The sequence below is a fragment of the Rhizobium acidisoli genome, assembly GCF_002531755.2.
In the GTDB taxonomy this organism is placed as follows: Bacteria; Pseudomonadota; Alphaproteobacteria; order Rhizobiales; family Rhizobiaceae; genus Rhizobium; species Rhizobium acidisoli.
Genome location: NZ_CP034998.1, coordinates 430096 through 447206, shown reverse-complemented (window position 1 = coordinate 447206; position 17111 = coordinate 430096). Strand labels below are relative to the sequence as shown.

At 55.6% G+C, this 17111-nt stretch carries 18 protein-coding genes; all 18 read right to left on the bottom strand.

Annotation, left to right across the window (positions count from 1 at the left end):
* Nucleotides 1–7 precede the first annotated feature (7 nt).
* Nucleotides 8–979, bottom strand: coding sequence for a hypothetical protein (locus tag CO657_RS02195; RefSeq protein ID WP_054181388.1), 972 nt, complete (start codon nucleotides 977–979; stop codon nucleotides 8–10).
* Nucleotides 976–1728, bottom strand: a complete 753-nt coding sequence (locus tag CO657_RS02190; protein WP_245292929.1) for a class I SAM-dependent methyltransferase — start codon at nucleotides 1726–1728, stop codon at nucleotides 976–978. Before CO657_RS02190 ends, CO657_RS02195 begins: the two co-directional genes overlap by 4 nt.
* 59 nt (nucleotides 1729–1787) lie before the next feature.
* On the bottom strand, nucleotides 1788–2495 hold the full coding sequence (locus CO657_RS37185; protein WP_245292928.1) for a CgeB family protein: 708 nt from the start codon (nucleotides 2493–2495) through the stop codon (nucleotides 1788–1790).
* A 406-nt stretch (nucleotides 2496–2901) separates the two neighbouring features.
* Complete coding sequence (locus tag CO657_RS02180) at nucleotides 2902–4395, bottom strand: glycosyltransferase (protein WP_054181385.1); 1494 nt, start codon at nucleotides 4393–4395, stop codon at nucleotides 2902–2904.
* A 2-nt stretch (nucleotides 4396–4397) separates the two neighbouring features.
* Nucleotides 4398–5312: a TIGR04325 family methyltransferase gene (locus tag CO657_RS02175; protein WP_054181384.1), complete on the bottom strand. Its 915-nt coding sequence runs from the start codon at nucleotides 5310–5312 to the stop codon at nucleotides 4398–4400.
* A complete protein-coding gene (locus CO657_RS02170) occupies nucleotides 5309–6175 on the bottom strand; it encodes a hypothetical protein (RefSeq protein WP_054181383.1) in 867 nt (288 codons plus the stop codon). The genes CO657_RS02175 and CO657_RS02170 overlap by 4 nt, the downstream gene beginning before the upstream one ends.
* Nucleotides 6160–6792 carry a PIG-L deacetylase family protein gene (locus tag CO657_RS02165; RefSeq protein ID WP_054181382.1) on the bottom strand — a complete coding sequence of 211 codons (633 nt, stop codon included), beginning with the start codon at nucleotides 6790–6792 and terminating at the stop codon, nucleotides 6160–6162. The genes CO657_RS02170 and CO657_RS02165 overlap by 16 nt, the downstream gene beginning before the upstream one ends.
* Nucleotides 6789–7490, bottom strand: a complete 702-nt coding sequence (locus tag CO657_RS02160) for a WbqC family protein (protein WP_054181381.1) — start codon at nucleotides 7488–7490, stop codon at nucleotides 6789–6791. The genes CO657_RS02165 and CO657_RS02160 overlap by 4 nt, the downstream gene beginning before the upstream one ends.
* Entirely contained in the window at nucleotides 7487–8455 is a 969-nt protein-coding gene (locus CO657_RS02155; RefSeq protein ID WP_054181380.1) for a PseG/SpsG family protein, read from the bottom strand. The genes CO657_RS02160 and CO657_RS02155 overlap by 4 nt, the downstream gene beginning before the upstream one ends.
* Nucleotides 8437–9114, bottom strand: coding sequence for a cytidylyltransferase domain-containing protein (locus tag CO657_RS02150; RefSeq protein ID WP_054181379.1), 678 nt, complete (start codon nucleotides 9112–9114; stop codon nucleotides 8437–8439). Before CO657_RS02150 ends, CO657_RS02155 begins: the two co-directional genes overlap by 19 nt.
* Entirely contained in the window at nucleotides 9111–10127 is a 1017-nt protein-coding gene (locus CO657_RS02145) for an N-acetylneuraminate synthase family protein (protein WP_054181378.1), read from the bottom strand. Before CO657_RS02145 ends, CO657_RS02150 begins: the two co-directional genes overlap by 4 nt.
* A gap of 92 nt (nucleotides 10128–10219) precedes the next feature.
* Nucleotides 10220–11290: a radical SAM/SPASM domain-containing protein gene (locus CO657_RS02140; protein WP_003588387.1), complete on the bottom strand. Its 1071-nt coding sequence runs from the start codon at nucleotides 11288–11290 to the stop codon at nucleotides 10220–10222.
* A gap of 1 nt (nucleotide 11291) precedes the next feature.
* The gene (locus tag CO657_RS02135; protein ID WP_054181377.1) at nucleotides 11292–12137 is read right to left on the bottom strand and encodes an NAD-dependent epimerase/dehydratase family protein; all 846 of its coding nucleotides are present in this window, start codon (nucleotides 12135–12137) and stop codon (nucleotides 11292–11294) included.
* Nucleotides 12130–12843 (bottom strand): nucleotidyltransferase family protein, encoded by a 714-nt coding sequence (locus CO657_RS02130; protein ID WP_054181376.1) that lies wholly within the window; start codon nucleotides 12841–12843, stop codon nucleotides 12130–12132. The genes CO657_RS02135 and CO657_RS02130 overlap by 8 nt, the downstream gene beginning before the upstream one ends.
* Nucleotides 12836–13816, bottom strand: coding sequence for an NAD-dependent 4,6-dehydratase LegB (locus CO657_RS02125; RefSeq protein ID WP_054181375.1), 981 nt, complete (start codon nucleotides 13814–13816; stop codon nucleotides 12836–12838). Before CO657_RS02125 ends, CO657_RS02130 begins: the two co-directional genes overlap by 8 nt.
* A complete protein-coding gene (locus CO657_RS02120) occupies nucleotides 13813–15132 on the bottom strand; it encodes an ABC transporter ATP-binding protein (RefSeq protein ID WP_054181374.1) in 1320 nt (439 codons plus the stop codon). Before CO657_RS02120 ends, CO657_RS02125 begins: the two co-directional genes overlap by 4 nt.
* On the bottom strand, nucleotides 15132–16007 hold the full coding sequence (locus tag CO657_RS02115; RefSeq protein WP_054181373.1) for an ABC transporter permease: 876 nt from the start codon (nucleotides 16005–16007) through the stop codon (nucleotides 15132–15134). The genes CO657_RS02120 and CO657_RS02115 overlap by 1 nt, the downstream gene beginning before the upstream one ends.
* The gene (locus tag CO657_RS02110; protein ID WP_054181903.1) at nucleotides 16004–17110 is read right to left on the bottom strand and encodes a DegT/DnrJ/EryC1/StrS family aminotransferase; all 1107 of its coding nucleotides are present in this window, start codon (nucleotides 17108–17110) and stop codon (nucleotides 16004–16006) included. Before CO657_RS02110 ends, CO657_RS02115 begins: the two co-directional genes overlap by 4 nt.
* Nucleotide 17111: the final 1 nt, after the last annotated feature.

Genomic DNA, 17111 nt, shown 5'->3' with positions numbered 1-17111 from the left:
CCTGACCTCAATACCGAATGAAATGGTGCAGAAAGCGCTTGATCGGTAGCGGTACATGACGCTGCACCCATCTGCGGATCGCCACAATACGAAAAGGACGAAGGCCGCCGGAAAAGCCGGGGGAAATCGCCCTGATCGCATTCAGCGTCCGTATCAGCGCGCGCTCGTAAGCCTCGTAGGCAGCAACCGGTTCCTCGCATACGGCGGTGTAAAAAGCCGACAGTCGATCGAACTTGCCATTGGCCAGCAGTTGGAACTGATGGAAGTGATAGAAAATCAAAGGTGAACCGTCTACCTTGATCTGCCCGGACGCATCCTCGGTAAAATGCAGCTTTTCGTAATTCCAGGGCGCAACCCCGGCTCCCGGATGTTCGATGATACGGCAGTTCGGATAGATATCTGGCCATTCGTCCAGATATTTTTGGTCGCCCATTTTACCGTCTTCGAGGCGGTAGTAGCACCATTCGATGCACTGCTCGCGCCAGCGGGCCAGACAGCGCATTCCCTCCTCGTCGCGTCGGAAACTCACCCATTCCACGCAGAAACGGCCGTTCACTTCTCTGTCTTTCAGCCGCGGGGCAAAACGATGCTCAATAATTGCGATGGAATTATCGCCGATTTCGTCGAGGATGGGCTGGATCGACGAATAGAAGAGCAGATCGGAGTCGAGATAGGTGATGAAATCGACCTCCGGGTGGTTTTCCAGCAGGTAGGCCGGGAGGCACGGAGACAAGGTCCAGCAATATTCGGCAACACCGCGCGATTTCTTGACATCCAGGAGTTCCGGCGTCTCCAGGTCGGCAAGAGGAATGCAGGTGATGTAGGATCGGTTGAAGGCGGTCAGTATCTCCTCGGCCTTCTGATCCATGCAGAGCACAAAAATATGCGCGTCCGGGCACCACTGGACGAGGCTCTCCATCATGGCCATGCCCTTGATGAGATAGCCGTTGTCGAAAAGGGTACAGAAGTAGGTCGTCATGATTGAGATTGTTTCCTGCACAAATAGGTCCGGTTTGCATTGCCCTTGCTGCTGTCACGCGGGTCCGCGTTTTCATTCAGCGTGAAGGTCGCCAGGACTTCGAGGCCGTGAACCCGAAAGCTGTCCAAAAGCTCTGGTTCGGAAAAATGGATTTCCATGGTCTCGATGCCATAGGCCTGCTTGCGGAAATACTTGGTCGGTTCGCCATAGACGACGGGAGTACGGTGAAAGATGACGTAGTCTTTGGCGACGCGGGCGCTTTCTGCGATCGCCGCTTCGTAGTCGGCAATATGCAGCAGGCAGCATCCCGAAACCACGACATCAAAAGCATTATCCAGATAGCTGAGCCGCGTTGCGTCCTCCACGTCGAACGGCAGTGCCGGATAGATGCTGCGCGCCATGTCGATGAAGGCATCGGAATAATCGCAGCCGTGATAGCGCAACGGCAGGCCATTTACCTCCAGGACCTCGGAGTAATATCCGCTGGAGCAACCGATTTCGAGCAACGAACCGGCGGCCGGGAGATTGTCGATTTTACGCAGCGCAGCGGTAAAAACATCGAATACATCGATGGAAGCGCCGCCGCGATAGTCCTTCAACTGGCGCTCGACGAGCGCTCTCTGGCGTGCAGGCAGATCACTCGTTTTCCAAGATGCGGCAAGGCGCGAGCTTTCGCTGTCTCGCCGTGCTGAATCGATCTCTACGTAGTTGGAGGATACCGATGCCGCCGGCAGCAGCCGTTCGCGCAATCGCTTCAGCCGGCTCTTCAATACCGGAAAGCGGTTGAGAGTCGTACGAACAAATGACATCAGCCCTGTTTCTCCAGATGTCTCCCGAGGATCGGCATCAACTCCGTCATTCTCGACTTGTAGGTGTGATCCTTCAACGTCCTGGCCTGGCCGGCCTTCGCGATGGCATCGGCCTCGTCGGGATGATCCATATAATAACGGATGAGTTCCGCGGCTTCCTCAGGGCTGGAATAGGCGACCACTTCCTTGCCGACGTCGAAAATCTCACCGAGATTGTCTTTCCGGTCGGTAATGAGCAGCGATCCGACACCGGTCGCCTCGTAAAGCCGCATGTTATTGGCGTTGGTCTCGGCAACATTGATATGCCTGTTGATGGTGATCCGGCTGCGCGCCAGAGCGCGGTACATATCCGGACCCCAGACTTCCCCATTATGACGCTTTCGAATGGGAGATGAGCGCGGAAGTGTTGCTGCACCATAGCCGAAAAACTGTATCGGCGTGGTTTCGGCGAGATGTTCGAGCATCGGTATCGCCTTGCCATGATGACGGCTTATGCCTCCGACGAAACTCACCGGCACGTCGCGTCGGACATCGCCGAGGATATCGAGCACCCGGGTATCGAAGCCGATCCTGAAATATTCCGATTTTATGCCCATTTCATGAAAACGCGGCACGAAATGCGGGAAGGATGTCAGAATGAGGTCATAGGGCCGCAGAAAGTTGTCCGGCGGCAGGGGACAAGCGATTTGGCCCACAATCAATGGCACAGTCTTTTTCAATTCCGTCAAAGCATGGGGCGGAAAAAAGCTGAGATCCTGACAATAGAGGACATCCGGCTTGAATGTTCGGACCCGCGCCATTGCCACCTCGAGCAAGCCAGGGAGTGCCGCCAGGCGGGCGCCGACATAGGGTAATCTAAATGTCCGATGCGGTAGTTTCATTGCCCATGGACTGAACGGTTCGTTGTTCTCCCGCGCCCAGGCCGATTGCAGCGGAACGCAATTGCCGATGATATCGATGACATCGCAACCAAGCTCTTTCAGGTGGCGCGAATAAAAATCGGACGTGCCGAAAGCAGCCTCAAGCAGAGCGTCCGTTTGCTCGCTTGAGTTGGATTTTAAGAGTTGTCGCCGCGCCGCATAGAATCGACTCAGAAAACGCGCGTAATAAGTATCAAATATCGCTATCTTCATGTCTATCTTCTGTTAGCAGGTCGGGAAGATCCTGGACTTGTCCATAGGCGCTACCAACAACTTTCGCCGGATTTCCGGCAATTATTGCGCCAGCAGGAAATTTTCCTCGCACGATCGACCCTGCCGCGACAACACTATCACGCCCTATCTCCGTGCCACGCAAGACTACCGCGTTGGTGCCAATGAAAACATTGTCCCCTATATGGACTGGTGCTGTCTTTACGTCGGCTTCTACGTCCGAATGACGGCGCCCTTCAGGGCGTACCGGATGAAAATCGGTGTCGAATATCGCGACGTTGGCGCCCATGAGGACCTCTGAGCCAATCGAAATCTGGACGGCCGAGACGATGGTTGCGCCACTAATGCCGCTATCAGCGCCGATAGTGATGCTCGACCCCGCGCGAATGGTAGCTATCTTCACCGGATGGTTCAGGGCCAGCGCCGTAAACCGCGAATCGGAACACAGCACGACACGATCGCCAAGGCTAATCTCGCTCTCGGGATGCCTTTGCAACAGAGGGGTACCATAGAAAACAACGTCGCGACCGACGCTCACGCCATGACTCTTCACTTTGCTCAGTTGCCGCGCTTTGAGAAAAGACACGACAAAATGCCTTAGTCTTGCATGCAGCATTCCCAAAATACCGCGCCTGCCCATGAAATACGCCATACGGAGCGGGGCGGTAAAGCGTTGCACCGGCGACCCGACAAGCGAGTAAAAAATTAGACGCTGAAACACGTTGTGAGACGAACGCTTGCCAAACAATCGCTTTCGCCAAGAAAATCTGGACGCGTCATTTCCATATACCGGGGGTGAGTAGATAATTGCCTTGCTGCTGACGACTAAGGGCACTCCCGCACGCGCGAAGCGCATCGCGATTTCGTAATCAGCCATGTAGTGGGGCAGAAGGTGCGGCCGCATACCGCCATATTTCCGAAACAGCTGCGCCGGATAGAGCGTTCCTCGACCACTCAATGCATCGACACGATACTGGTTGGCTGGCAACCGTTTTTCCGTTTCGCTCAATTCCGAGAGCAGATCCCAGACGGCAAGCCGATTGATGTTGACTTTGGGCCCAACGCTGACGAGAGGTGGATCGCGACCCTCTTCATGGATGACGCTTCCGACCGCGGCTCCGCCGTTTTCTTTGGACGCTTGCACCAGGGTCTCAACAAAATTGTCGTCGAACCAAGTATCATTGTTGAGGAATAGGACATAATCGTCCGGCCGACAGGCGGGAAGAACGTGTTTCAGCCCTTCCTCGATGGCCCCACCCCACCAGAGATTGCCGTCCCCCTGGATTTCAATCACGTCACTCTGCGATTGCAGATATCCTGCGGTTCCATCGGTCGAACCATCGTTGACGATGACAATCGTCAAGGCGTCAAAGATGGTCTGACTCCTCAGCGCGTCCAACACCTTTCGGGTGTGTTCCAGACGATTGAAAACAGGGATAATGACATTCACGCGCATCGCTAGATTTCCAGCTTCTGAAGAAACCAGCCAACATACGGCCATTCGTGCTGCTGAGGCGCTGGTGTAACGCCAATGCCCCAACGCTTCAATTCTTGCAAGGGCGGCGGCGTCACTAAGCCAAATGTTCCAGCTGGTTGGAAACGATCCACAACCTCATAATCATGCTTGGCAAAACTGGCCTGCATTTCCTTCGCGTTCAAGAACCATATCGGGTAGCTCGCGCTGTAGATCCACGCCGGCACATGCTGCACAAAGGGTGCGGCGGCGACATCGAACTGCGCTGCGGTCCTATCGATAAGTATGAACTTCACGCCTCTCGACAGAAGATCATCGAGGTATTCATAAGGACGTTCAAGATATTGAAGGACACCTGAGAGCAGAACGACGTTTGGCCTCACACGATCAATTGCCTCATCCAGGCCGTCGGAAAAGCTCAATCTTCCGTCTTCAAATTCGGCTCGGCCCGCGCTAACAACGTGAGGCTGCTCGACAACGCACCAATTCAATTCCGCAAGATGCGCCAGGGCCGAACGGTGCTGGAAATAAGAACTTCCCAACGCGCCCCCAAAATCGACCACCCTCAAACGAAGATCGGATCGGGACGCGACATAGAGAAGCCAGGCAAGCAGTGGATGCGAGTAGCTTCTTTCCGTGAAAACCACGGTGTCTCGCTCGTAGGAGGCACGTCCCTGAACAACTGCGCGTGTCGCGTCGACAACCTTGGCAAGAATAGCCGGCGCATTATATCCGTCTGACGCAGCCATGGCCGAGCGCCAATCATTATGGGGGCCGTCGAAAAAGATGTTATGAAGTCGAAACTCGCTCCAGATGTCCTGTTCACGGACCTGCGGCGAATCCCGCGTCACCTCAAGCAAACAGTGAAGGCCCGGGAGCGCAAAACCAATGTGCCTCATTTCTCGAACCAGGCTTCGAACGGCCGTCGCTCAAATTCATCAAGTGCTCCGCCTGGTGTGGAATTGACGACGCGGATACCATTCGCTTTGGCAATATTTGCGATCGCTCGATATTGTCGCCACAGCCGCGCCGCCTGCTGAAAGTCGTCGTGACGGCTCGTTCTTGGGGTGCCGTCCGCATTTACCGTGATATCTTTTCCCTTTTGCACCTTAAGTTCGAACGCGTATTCATAGGTTGTAGACAGGAAACGATCGTGGTCGACGCCGAGCAGGATGATCTCTTTGAAACCAAGATACATCGCTATCATCAAGGCCATCACGGGCACCGAATCGACACGCGGTACCGGTTGAGAGATATCGACGATTTCCACCGATGGTCTTTCGTCGAAGCTTTCTCCGAGCACGAGATACCGGACCGTTCGCCCTGAAAACAGATTGTGTTTTCGAACCAGCTCCGCTTCTGTGGAGCTGAGGAACAGTTCCGAACTTCCCAGATGCAAATGCATCTCCTCAAACCAGCGAACCACGTCCTCCGGTGTCATCAATCCGTAGGTAATTTGCGGAACACAATGATAACGAGACCGGAACTTGTCGAAATCGGAGTGCAGATAGCCATTGGAAACGGTGATAACTGTTTCGCCTTGAAGCCGCGACAGATCCAGGCCCTTGACGCTCGGGCCATTGCCTAAAATAAAACAACGCTGCCCCGCATGCAGCCCGGCAAGCTGTCTATTTTCTGCCAGCGATCTCACGTCATCAGCAGTTAACTTGTGACGATTTTTTAGCCTGCGCTTCAGCTCATGCACACCATAGGGCAGCAGCATGGAGCCAAAGGTCAAAATCTTTCTCAGGGCTGCAGCCACTTCACTACCTCAAACACTTCGGCATATTTTACACCGATGCGCTGACCGGCGTTCTCCGCTTCATTGCGGAAGAAGCTCACCCACTTGCGACCCGTGCGCTCCATCTCAGATTCGTGCGCGAGGATCGCCTTTTCCTTCTGGTCCCAATGGAAGGTGATGTCGACGTAGAAATTCCCCCTAAAATCGACGGTCGAATGATACCAGTTGCTGCGGTACATCAGCAGGCGAGGCACGTGGCGGCAGCTGTGCAGCGAGGCTCGCGACAAGGCAAGATGGTCATGGTGGATGTCGCCGACCCAGTGGGTGTAGACCATGTCGATCTTCAGATCCTGCACGAGCTTGAGGATCTCGATATTCAGCGGATCGACGAATTCGATCTGGAGCGTTTTGAACTCGCCGCAAAACATCTTGTGGACGCCGAGAATTTCCATCGCAGCATCCGCTTCCGCCCTGGCGACCTGGCTGCTGCGCACGGACTGGTCATATTGGTTGGAAAAGCCGGACACGGTTGCAACATAGACATAAACCGTGTCGCCGTTTGCCGCATGGCGTGCCAATGCACCGCCACAGCCCAGTTCCACGTCGTCAAAATGGGCACCGATCGCGAGAATATTCATTTGCAACTCCAGAGCAGGTCACGCGTGCCTGCAATACCACAATTCAGCAGTGTGTCGAGGATGCTGAGATAGGGCATGAACTCGCCGAAAGGCTGCGGGTAGACGGGATGGACGAAATGCTGCCATTCGATCTCGATCCCGGCTGCCTCGAACACCTCAGGCCGCATATAGTCGCGCGCGCCCAAGCCTGAGAGGTAACGCGTTGCTCCAACTTTGCGCAACAGTTCGACAAGCAACTCATTCTTATGCCCCTTAGGGCTTAAAGTGCTCGACCGCACCGTCGGCATGGTGATCTCAAGCATCTCCAGAATGCCTTCGAGGAAATGCATGTTGAAATCGGCCAACAGCTCGAACCGCTTGCCGTAGAGGGCCTCGATACGGGGAAAGACTTCGCTCCAACCACCGGATTTGCGATAATTTTCGCGAAGCAGCGAAAGGTTCTGGTCTATCCATCCGCTGCCCGGCGCCAGTTCCACGGCGTTGATCGGAGTGCCGAGGCTCGGCTTTTTGATTCCGACGGTGAGCCACCGGTCACCTTGCGCCGTCTTGATCTTATCGCGGTGCGTCCAGCTTTTGCTCGTGCCATGGACGAACTGCACATGATCCAGAACGATGTAGAGATCTGCGTTCAGGAAACGCTGGAAAAAGCCGAGATATGAAGCGAAGTCCGGCTGATGAATAACCGCCGTGATGCTCATGCAGCCAATCTTTCCAACAAACCGGCAACACGCGCGACCCCTCCGAGGTCGACCTTGGTCATGGCAGTCTCGCTCATGCTCCTGATCGGAATCGCCTTTTCCAGGATGCCGAGATCGAATTCAGAGTGATGTCCGGCAAAGAACGCGGCCCCCAATCCTTCAAGAGCACGGCCGACCGGGATTTCGAAAGGTTCGTTGGCGATCACCACGCACGGCAGGCCGGCCGCACAGGCTTCGAAGGGCGTAACGCCACCGCCGGTAATCGCCAGATCGTGCCCGTACATCTCTGCCGCAAGCGACGGCACCTGATTCAGCAGCTTGAACCGATCCGGCTCTGCGGTCGAGACGACCTCTTCAAGCTCCGCCATATGCTGGAAGCTCGGGCCTGTGACGATGGTGACAGGAAAAGGCTTGCTGCTCAGCCATTTAGCGACGCGGACCGTCACTCCGTAGGTATCGGCGCCCCCGAGTGTGACGAGTATCGATGCAAGGCTTTGCCGAACTCTGCGATATCTCTCGATTTCAGGATTGAGTATCATGTACTCCACCCCCAGCCGGATATCTTCGCCCTTCAGATCCTCCGTCTTTTCGAAAAGGAGAGCGCAGATATTCATGTCGGCAAGTTCAGCGCCATCGCCGCGATCATCAAAAGTCACGAGCTTGGCGCCCAAACGCTTGATCGTTTCGCTGTGAGGTCTTCTCGTATTGAGGCGGTCGTTGATCCAGATCGGCGACGGAACGGTAGTGGGATCGACGAGACCCTCCTCCCATCCAGTGACGGCGGCGAGATCGTAAAGCGCAACGTCAAAGCCGCGCTCCCGGATGATTCTCAACGAGTTCGGATGATCATTCGCCACGAAACGGACCGAATGACCGCGCGAACGCAGTTCGGTGGCGAGCGTCAACGACCGAAACAGATGCCCCATGCCGCGTGCATGCGAACTCTCTATGCAGAAGACGAACATAGGCTGATCGCTTCCTCTGTCCCAAGCCAATTCCCGCCCGCCTGCGCTGCGAGGGCACAAGCACGTTTCCAATCTTCCTCGGTATCCACCGTCAGGCGCAGGTTCGGAGAGATTTTGGTTGGGGGAATATCGAGTTGACCGATCTTGAAGAGCTCCGGCCGATCGGTGAAGTATTCATTCACGTGTTCGCGATGGTGCGGCAGTTTCCCCTCGCGATGACTGCGCGACAGGGCTTCGAATGTAAATATCTCGGCGCCGACACCGATGGGCAGTTGTCCGAACGCGTGCGTGTAGTCGAATCCCTGCTTTTGGTGCAGGTCGATCAGCCTTTCCAGCTCCTCGATATCAGTGAACGGATTGTCCGCGGTCAATCGCACGATATCCGACATCCCAAGTGATCTCGCACATTCGAAATAACGATCGAGAACATCGGCTTCGTCGCCGCGAAAGCAGCTTACGCCGTGTTGGAGGCACCAAGTTTCGATAATGTCGTTCTCGTCGGCCGATGATGTCGCGACGACGATCTTGGCCGGCCGCTTCAACATCTGAAGCCTGCCAAGGACATGTGCGAGAAGGGGCTTGCCGGAAATGTCGCGAAGTACTTTTCCCGGTAGCCGCGTCGATCCCATCCGCGCCTGGATGATGATTCCAAGCGTCACGCCAGATCGCCCCACTGGAGGACTGCGTCGCCTTCGAGGTCCCTTATCAGTTGTCGCCCGGCAAGAGTTTCCAGATGCTTAGGCTCGATTCCCGTCCCCGGCCGCTTAACCGAAATGTCGCCGGCGGAAATGACGTCACCGGCTTTGAGCGGTCGATTGAGAACGACGCTCTTGCGGTTGTTCAATCTGGTCGTCGCCTCACTTGCAGCCGGCTCTTTGCGACCGCTGCCTTTCATGATCTCGAACGCGCGTATCGCATCCACAAGCCATTTCATTTCCGCTGGATCAGCCGAAAGCATGTGATCGGGACCGTCGGCGGCCTTGTCATAGGTGAAATGCCGCTCGATGACCCGGGCGCCCATCGCGACCGCGCAAAGGCTCGCGACAGGGTTCAATGTATGGTCGGAATAGCCAACATCGAGATCCGGAAACGCCTCCATCATCGTTTGCATCGCACCTAGGTTCACATTTTCCGGATGCGTCGGATAGCTTGTGATGGCGTGCAGCAGGATGAGCTTGTCGTTGCCCGCGTCCTTGATTGCGGCGACGGATTCTCGAACCTCTTCGAGCGTCGACATCCCGGTCGACAAGATTATCGGCTTGCCCGTTCTTGCCAGATAACGAAGAAAAGGAATGTTGACCGCGTCGTCAGACCCAACCTTGTGGGCGCCAACGCCACATCTCTCCAGCAGGTCCACATCCGTCTCATGTGAGGGAGACGAAAACCAGTCCAGGGCTTGCTCCTCGGCATAGCGGAAAACCGCTTCGTGAAGCTCGTGACCGATTTCATATTTACGGAAAAGCTCGAATTGCGAGGTAACGCCGGTGTTCTCCATATCGAACATGGCATTCCGGCTCGACAATGTTTCGGCCCGATACGTCTGGAGCTTGACGGCATCCACCCCTGACGCCTTTGCCTCGTCAATCAGGCGCTTTGCCTGATCGAACGTCGTAAAGTTGCCGCCGATCTCGGCTATGATATAGCAGCGATCAGGCCGGTAGTTGCGGAACATTCGTCACTCCCTGTAATTCACGACCGGCAAAGTTGCCTTGCGCTCTGGTGGCATGGCCAAACCCAATCTTGGGATGCGCACATTGCGGTCGATTATCGCCCGATTTCCTGGTTCCGGTCGACGTAATTCCGGACGGTGACCTGCCTGCCGCAAATTTGTGCGGTTTCGTCGTTGGTCTCTCTCGGCAGGTAGCACCTGCGGCAGACCTCGCTCTTCAGGAAGCCCTGCGGTTCCTTGTGCAGAGCCCGGACGGCGTTCATTTTTTCCCCGTGCCATATCTGGTGCACGGTTTCGGTGTTCGCATTGCCGATAACCTCGCGGTTCTCCTCATCGTTCGAGCACTTCATGACCAACCCGTCGGCACCGATCACCAAACGCTGGTACTGTTGCGGGCAGGTGAAGTTGTCGAGATAGGCGATGTCTGAATCGTTGCCGAGGTAGTCGATCAGCGGATTGAAGGCGACGAGATCAACGTGGGGCGCGAAGGTGTCGTAATAGAGATCGGGGTTTTCCCGGATCGCCGGCCAAATGCCCTGCACCTTGATGACAGGACGGTGGAGACCGCGCTCGTCCTTGTATTTCTTTATGTCTTTGATCTTGTCGAGCAGGGCCTGGAACTTGATCGGCTTGCGTATCTTCTCATAGGTCTCACCGGTGCCATCGATCGAAACGGTAATCCAGTCGATGCCGGCATCGACGAGCTCGGCGAAATAGTCTCTGTTGAGCTTGAACCCGTGCGTGAGGGTCGAGACTTCCTTGATGCCATGATCCTTGGCGTAGCGTACGCAATCGGCGAAGCGCTTGTGCAGCGTGGCTTCGCCGCGCAGCGACAGACGGATCGCAGGAACCTTGCCGCCGATCTCATCGATAATGCGGCAATAGAGGTCCCAATCCATCCGGGTCGTGTTAACGCTCTTCTTGAACTCATCGCTGATCGTATAGCACATCGGGCAGCGCAGATTGCAGATCGACGCCAGCTCGAGATCGACCAGCAGCGGGTAATCCGAAACCTGCTGGTTCAGGGCATATTCCGACCACTTGCGACGGTAGTCCGCGTATTCGGCTTCCCAACCTTCGCCTCGGAACTTGTCGAACGCGGCTTCGCGCTCGTCCGTGTCCATCGAGTAGTTGCCCTTGTTGATCGGAACGTAACGCTCGTTCAATTTACGACTCCTTCATCATCACGCGGATGCCGGCGGGCAGATCCCATTCCGGCCGCCATCCGAGAACGGCGCGAGCCCGCGTAATATCGGCCCGCACGTCAGGTATTTCATTCCGCCGAACAGCGCAAGACGACACCACTGGTAGATCAGTGCCCGCCGCTTGCTGCAAGATATCGATGATTTCCTGCACCGAATATGACATTCCGGAGCCGATATTGATGCAGTGGTAACCTTCCGACACGTCCATGGCCTTGGCAAAGGCGCTCAGGACATCGTCAACGAAAACATAATCCCGCCGCGGACTGAGGTCCATGACCTGTATGTCCTGCTTCGCCCGTATCCGGTTCAGAAGCGTCGGTATCAGGAACTCCGGTCGCTGCCCAGCCCCATATATATTGAAAAGACGCAATACCACCACCGGTATTTGCTCGTGTGTGGCAGCAAACTCACAGAGTTGTTCGGCAAGGTGTTTGGAAAGAGCGTAGGGGTTGTTCGGCCTGACCGGATCGCTTTCATGGATCGGCAGCCGCTCCGGCACTCCGTAAACATAGGCGCTTGCGAATACGAGCCTCGCCTTGTGTCGCTTGCACCAGTTCAATGCATGCTGTGTACCGAGAACATTGGCGGCCATGAAACTCGGGCCTTGTGACCAGCTGTCCGGGACAAACGTCCGGCCGGCAAGATGAAACAGCGTGCCGGCTGCGGGAAGCTTCTGCCAGATTGCCTCTTCGCTTATATCACCATGCGTTCGGTCAACCGCAAGTACGTCAACCCCGGCCTGTTTAAGCCGCTCAACCAGACGCTTCCCGAGAAAGCCGCCAGCACCGGTGACGATGGCATCAACCATTCAAAAACCTGGATTGCATGGTTTCAAACTGCTCGATCGCCAGTGCGTAATCGTCGGGCCGTCCGATATCGAGCCAATAGCCTGGAAAATCGCGAACTGTCGCCGGCTTTCCGGCCGCAAGAAGATCAAGCATCAATTGGTCAAAACCGTAGGCGCCCCTTTGTGGTATGTGCTCGACCGCCCCCGAAGACACCATGTAGACCCCCATGCTGACTTTATATTCAGCCGTTGGCTTCTCCCGGAATCCCGTCAGCAGTCCTGCCTCGTCGGTGTCCAGAACGCCGTAGTCTATGCGATGCTCCCGTGTCTTTGACGAGATGGTGAATATATTCCCCTCCCGGACGTGAGTGTCATGAAAATCGGCATAGTTCAGGTCCGTCAGGATGTCTCCGTTCATCACCAAAAAATTCTCAGGCAGATCCTTGATCAACCGTAGCGGACCCATGGTGCCGAGCGGTTGATCCTCCAGCGAATAATCGATCCGCACACCCCATTTGTCGCCATCCTGGAAAAAGGCTTTGATCAGTTCAGCCTGATGATTGACGGCAAGCGTTATATGCTGAAACCCACCTGATATCAGCTGGCGAATAATGACCTCGAGAATGGGATAATCGCCGATCGGCATCAGCGGCTTGGGAAGCACGACGGTATAAGGGCGCAGCCGCGTTCCCATTCCCCCTGCCAGAATGACTGCTCGCCTAGACATTGAAAATATCCGCCTTATACCGCGCCAGATTCTCAGGCTGACGCAGCCATTCGATCGTCGCCTGGAGCCCGTCTTTCAAGCTGTAGCGAGGCGAAAATCCCGTTAGAGACTTGATCAGGCTGTTATCACAGCACAGGCGTTCCACTTCGCTGTTTGCGGGACGCAAACGCTGTTCATCGCATTCAATCTCGATGTTGACGCCGATGATATCGGCGATCAGCTGAACGGTATCGCCGATCGATATCTCGCCGCCCGAGCCGATATTGACCGTCTGTCCGATGGCTTCGTCGCAGGCCGCCAGCGCCAGAAAGCCGTCGCATGTATCCTGCACGAAATTGAAATCCCGGGTGGGCGAGAGCGCACCAAGCTTGAGCGTCCTTCGTCCGCTCAGAAGCTGCGAAATCACGGTCGGAATGACCGCCCTTGCAGATTGTCTCGGGCCGTAGGTGTTGAACGGCCGCGCGATCGTCACCGGCAGATCGAAGCTCGAGTGATAGCTGTAGGCGATCGCATCGGCGCCGATTTTGGACGCCGAATAGGGCGACTGCGCCTGCAAGGGATGGCTTTCGCTGATGGGCACAAAACGTGCCGTCCCATAGACTTCGCTCGTCGAGGTCTGGATCACTCTTCCGACGCCGGCGTCGAGAGCGCCTTGAAGAACGTTCAGCGTCCCATGCACATTGGTATCGATGTAGCTCGAGGGAGCCTGATAGGAATAGGGAATCGCAATCAGAGCGGCAAGATGGAAGATCGTGTCGACACCTCTGGCGACGGAGCGCATCTGGGCGGGATCACGGACGTCTCCGAGGATCACCTCGAACTTGCCGCGATATTCCGATTGGTCGAGCCAGCCCCAACTGGAAAACGAGTTATACTGGCAGAGGGCGCGAACTTCGACACCCGACCTGACCAGCGTTTCGACGAGATGAGAACCGATGAACCCATCTGCCCCGGTGACAAGCGCTTTCTTCATTTCAACACACCCTCAGAATCGCGCAGGAAGAGCTTCTCAACCTCCCAAGGCAGCTGTATCGCCGAAATCGACGGCTTCCGTTGCTGACCCAGCATCTGGATAATTCCGACATTATCCTCCACGTCGAACCGAATGCCCTCGGCGACCGTATATATCGAAAACCGGCTCGATATGCCCAGTCGCAGGTAGAAGGTGCCGGTATTGAGAAGATATCCGGGAAATTTGACCCGGGCGCGATAATAACCGGCCGGCCGGGCGTCCAGGCGACTGACGTCGAGCTCGGGATCGGAAAGGCTGACGAGGGGGGTATAACCGTCCTCCATCATGATTTGCATCCCGACCGAGAGACCGGAAAGAGGCTCCCTCAATTCGTATTCGACCTCGACGGAGAAGCCCTTAGACAGTTCCACCGTTCCCGAAACCTCGTCCTTCTCGTTCAATACCGCGACACGGCATATGACTGCCTTTCCGTCGACCTCTTCGGGATTGACCGAGTAGTTTGCGGTGCCGCCGAATTCCGGGCGATCGAGATAGGCCTTTATCACATCTGCGGTATCGCCCATCGCAGCGACTTTTCCATCTGCCATCAGAATCGATTTCGGGCAGATGCTGCTGATCGCCGTCATATTGTGGCTGACAAAGATAATCGTTCGGCCGGCCTTGGTGACCTCCTGCATGCGTCCCATGCATTTGTTCTGGAAGTTGACGTCGCCGACCGCCAATACCTCGTCAACCAGGAGTATTTCCGGTTCGAGATGGGCCGCGACGGAGAAGGCCAGACGCACGTACATGCCGGACGAATACCGCTTCACCGGCGTATCGATAAATTCACCGATCTCGGCAAACTCGACGATTTCATCGAATTTCGACCTGACCTCGGTACGGCTCATCCCGAGAATGGCGCCATTGAGATAGACGTTCTCCCGGCCGGTGAGCTCCGGATGAAATCCAGTGCCAACCTCAAGGAGGCTGGCAATTCTGCCTCGTATGCCGATGAAGCCGGAATTGGGCATGGTGATCCGCGACATCACCTTCAACAGCGTGGATTTTCCGGCTCCGTTCCTGCCGATAATCCCAACGATCTCGCCGTGTCCGACCTCGAAAGAGACATCATTCAGCGCATGGAAGATATCTCCTTTCAGCCGCGACTGCGTGCCGCGGTCGGACGCATAATCGGACACCGAAACGTTCGGATCCGGCAGGTTGCGCCACTTCGCCCACCAGCTCTGAAGGTCGCGATAGAGAGTGCCGTGATTGATCACGCCAAGACGATAGAGCTTGCTGACGTGCTCCGCTCGAATAACGATGTCGTTCATCAGACTGTGTCCATCGCATTGGCTTCCGCCCGCGAAAAAAGTGCCAGCCCGCATAGGGTGATTGCGATCGTCACCGCGAGATTGGCGAGACAAAGACCGACGGGCAACGCGGGAGCGTCGAATAGCGCCCAGCGGAAAGTTTGAACCGGCGTCGTCATTGGATTGAGGTAATAGAACCAATGATACCGTTCCGGGATCTGGCTGAATGGGTACACGATCGGCGTACCATACATCCAGAGCTGCGTCATGAACCCGACGGCATAAACAAGATCGCGGAAACGGACCGTCAGCGCCGAAACGACAAGCCCGGCACCGATGCCGAGCACGGCGATATAGAGCAGCACCAGCGGGGTCAGCAACAGGAACCAATAGTTCAGAGCCAGATCGGGATTGGCAATTTTCAAGCCAATGCAAACTGTCAACAAGAGCAGGAACTGGATCGCAAAGGCGACAAGGCCGCTCATCGCAACAGATAGCGGCACCACAAGTCTCGGAAAATAAACCTTCCCGAACAGATTGGCATTCTTCGAGAAAACGTCGGAATTATTGGCCAGACAAACAGAAAAATAGCTCCAGATGATCGTGCCCGACATGTAAAACAGGAAGGGCGGAAGTCCATCCGTGGAAAGATTGGCTATTTTTCCGAACACGACATAATAGGTCATCGCCGTCAGCGACGGTTGGATGATATACCAGACGGGTCCGAGAATGGTCTGTTTGTAAAATGTGGTGAAATCCCGCTTGAAAAACATCCAGACGAGATCGCGATATTGCCAGACAAGGCCGAGATCCGGCGTATTGCCCTTGGAAGGCTTGATAACGATATCCCAATCGTCATCGGCACGCGAGGCTGGTCCTTTCAGGTGCTCTGTCATGCCGCCAACTTCAGCTTTTCCGGGAGCGCCGCAAGAAGGCTGCAGACACGCTCTATCTCATCGCCGCTATGCCCGGCGGAAATAGGCAGGCTCAGCTCAGTGGCATGCAGCTCATCGGCAATGGGATAATCGCCGGAAAGAATGCCTTGCATTGCCTTCTGCCGATGCGGCGCGATCGGATAATGTATTTCGGTCTTAACCCCGTTGTCGAGCAGCCACTGACGCAATTCGTCGCGGGCCGGGTGCCGTATCCCGAAGATATGAAACACATCATACTCGGCAGGTCGACGAAGCGGCTGCGCGAGCCAGTTGGGCAGATTGGCAAAATAGATATCGGCCAGTGCCCGCTTATGTTCGGTCACCTGATGGAGGTAGCGCAGTTTGACCCGCAGGAATGCCGCCTGCATCTCATCAAGCCTGGAATTTACACCGATATAGACGTTCTCATATTTCTTCTTCGAGCCGTAGTTGCGCATGTGTCTCAAGCGATCTGCAACTTCGTCATCATCCGTGACGATCGCGCCCGCATCTCCGAGAGCTCCGAGATTCTTGGTCGGATAGAAACTGAAGCAGCCGGCAATTCCGAAGGTGCCGGTCAGCTTGCCGTCATAGCGCGCGCCATGAGACTGCGCACAATCCTCGATCACCTTGAGACCATGCTCGCTTGCAAACGCCGCGATCTCGGTCATCCGGCAGGATTTGCCGAAAAGATGCGTCACGCAGATTGCCTGCGTATGGCGAGTAAGCGCCGCAGCTAGGCGATCCGGATCGATGTTGAAGGTTTCGCGTTCGGGCTCCACCAGAACGGGTTTGTGGCCGGCGCGAAGAATTGCCAGAATAGTGGCTATATATGTATTGGAGGCAACCAGGATCTCGCTGCCTTTCGGCAGATCGAGCGATTCGATCGACAGGATCAGCGCATCCAGACCATTGGCCACGCTGATGCAATGTTTGCTTTCCGCAAAGGCGGCGAATTCAGCTTCGAATAAGGAAACCTCACTCCCGAGTATGTACCACCCTGAACGAATGACACGGGAAGCAGCCGCCTCCAACTCTTCCATCAGCGCGCGGTTGGCCTGCGCAAGACTTTCATACTCAATCATC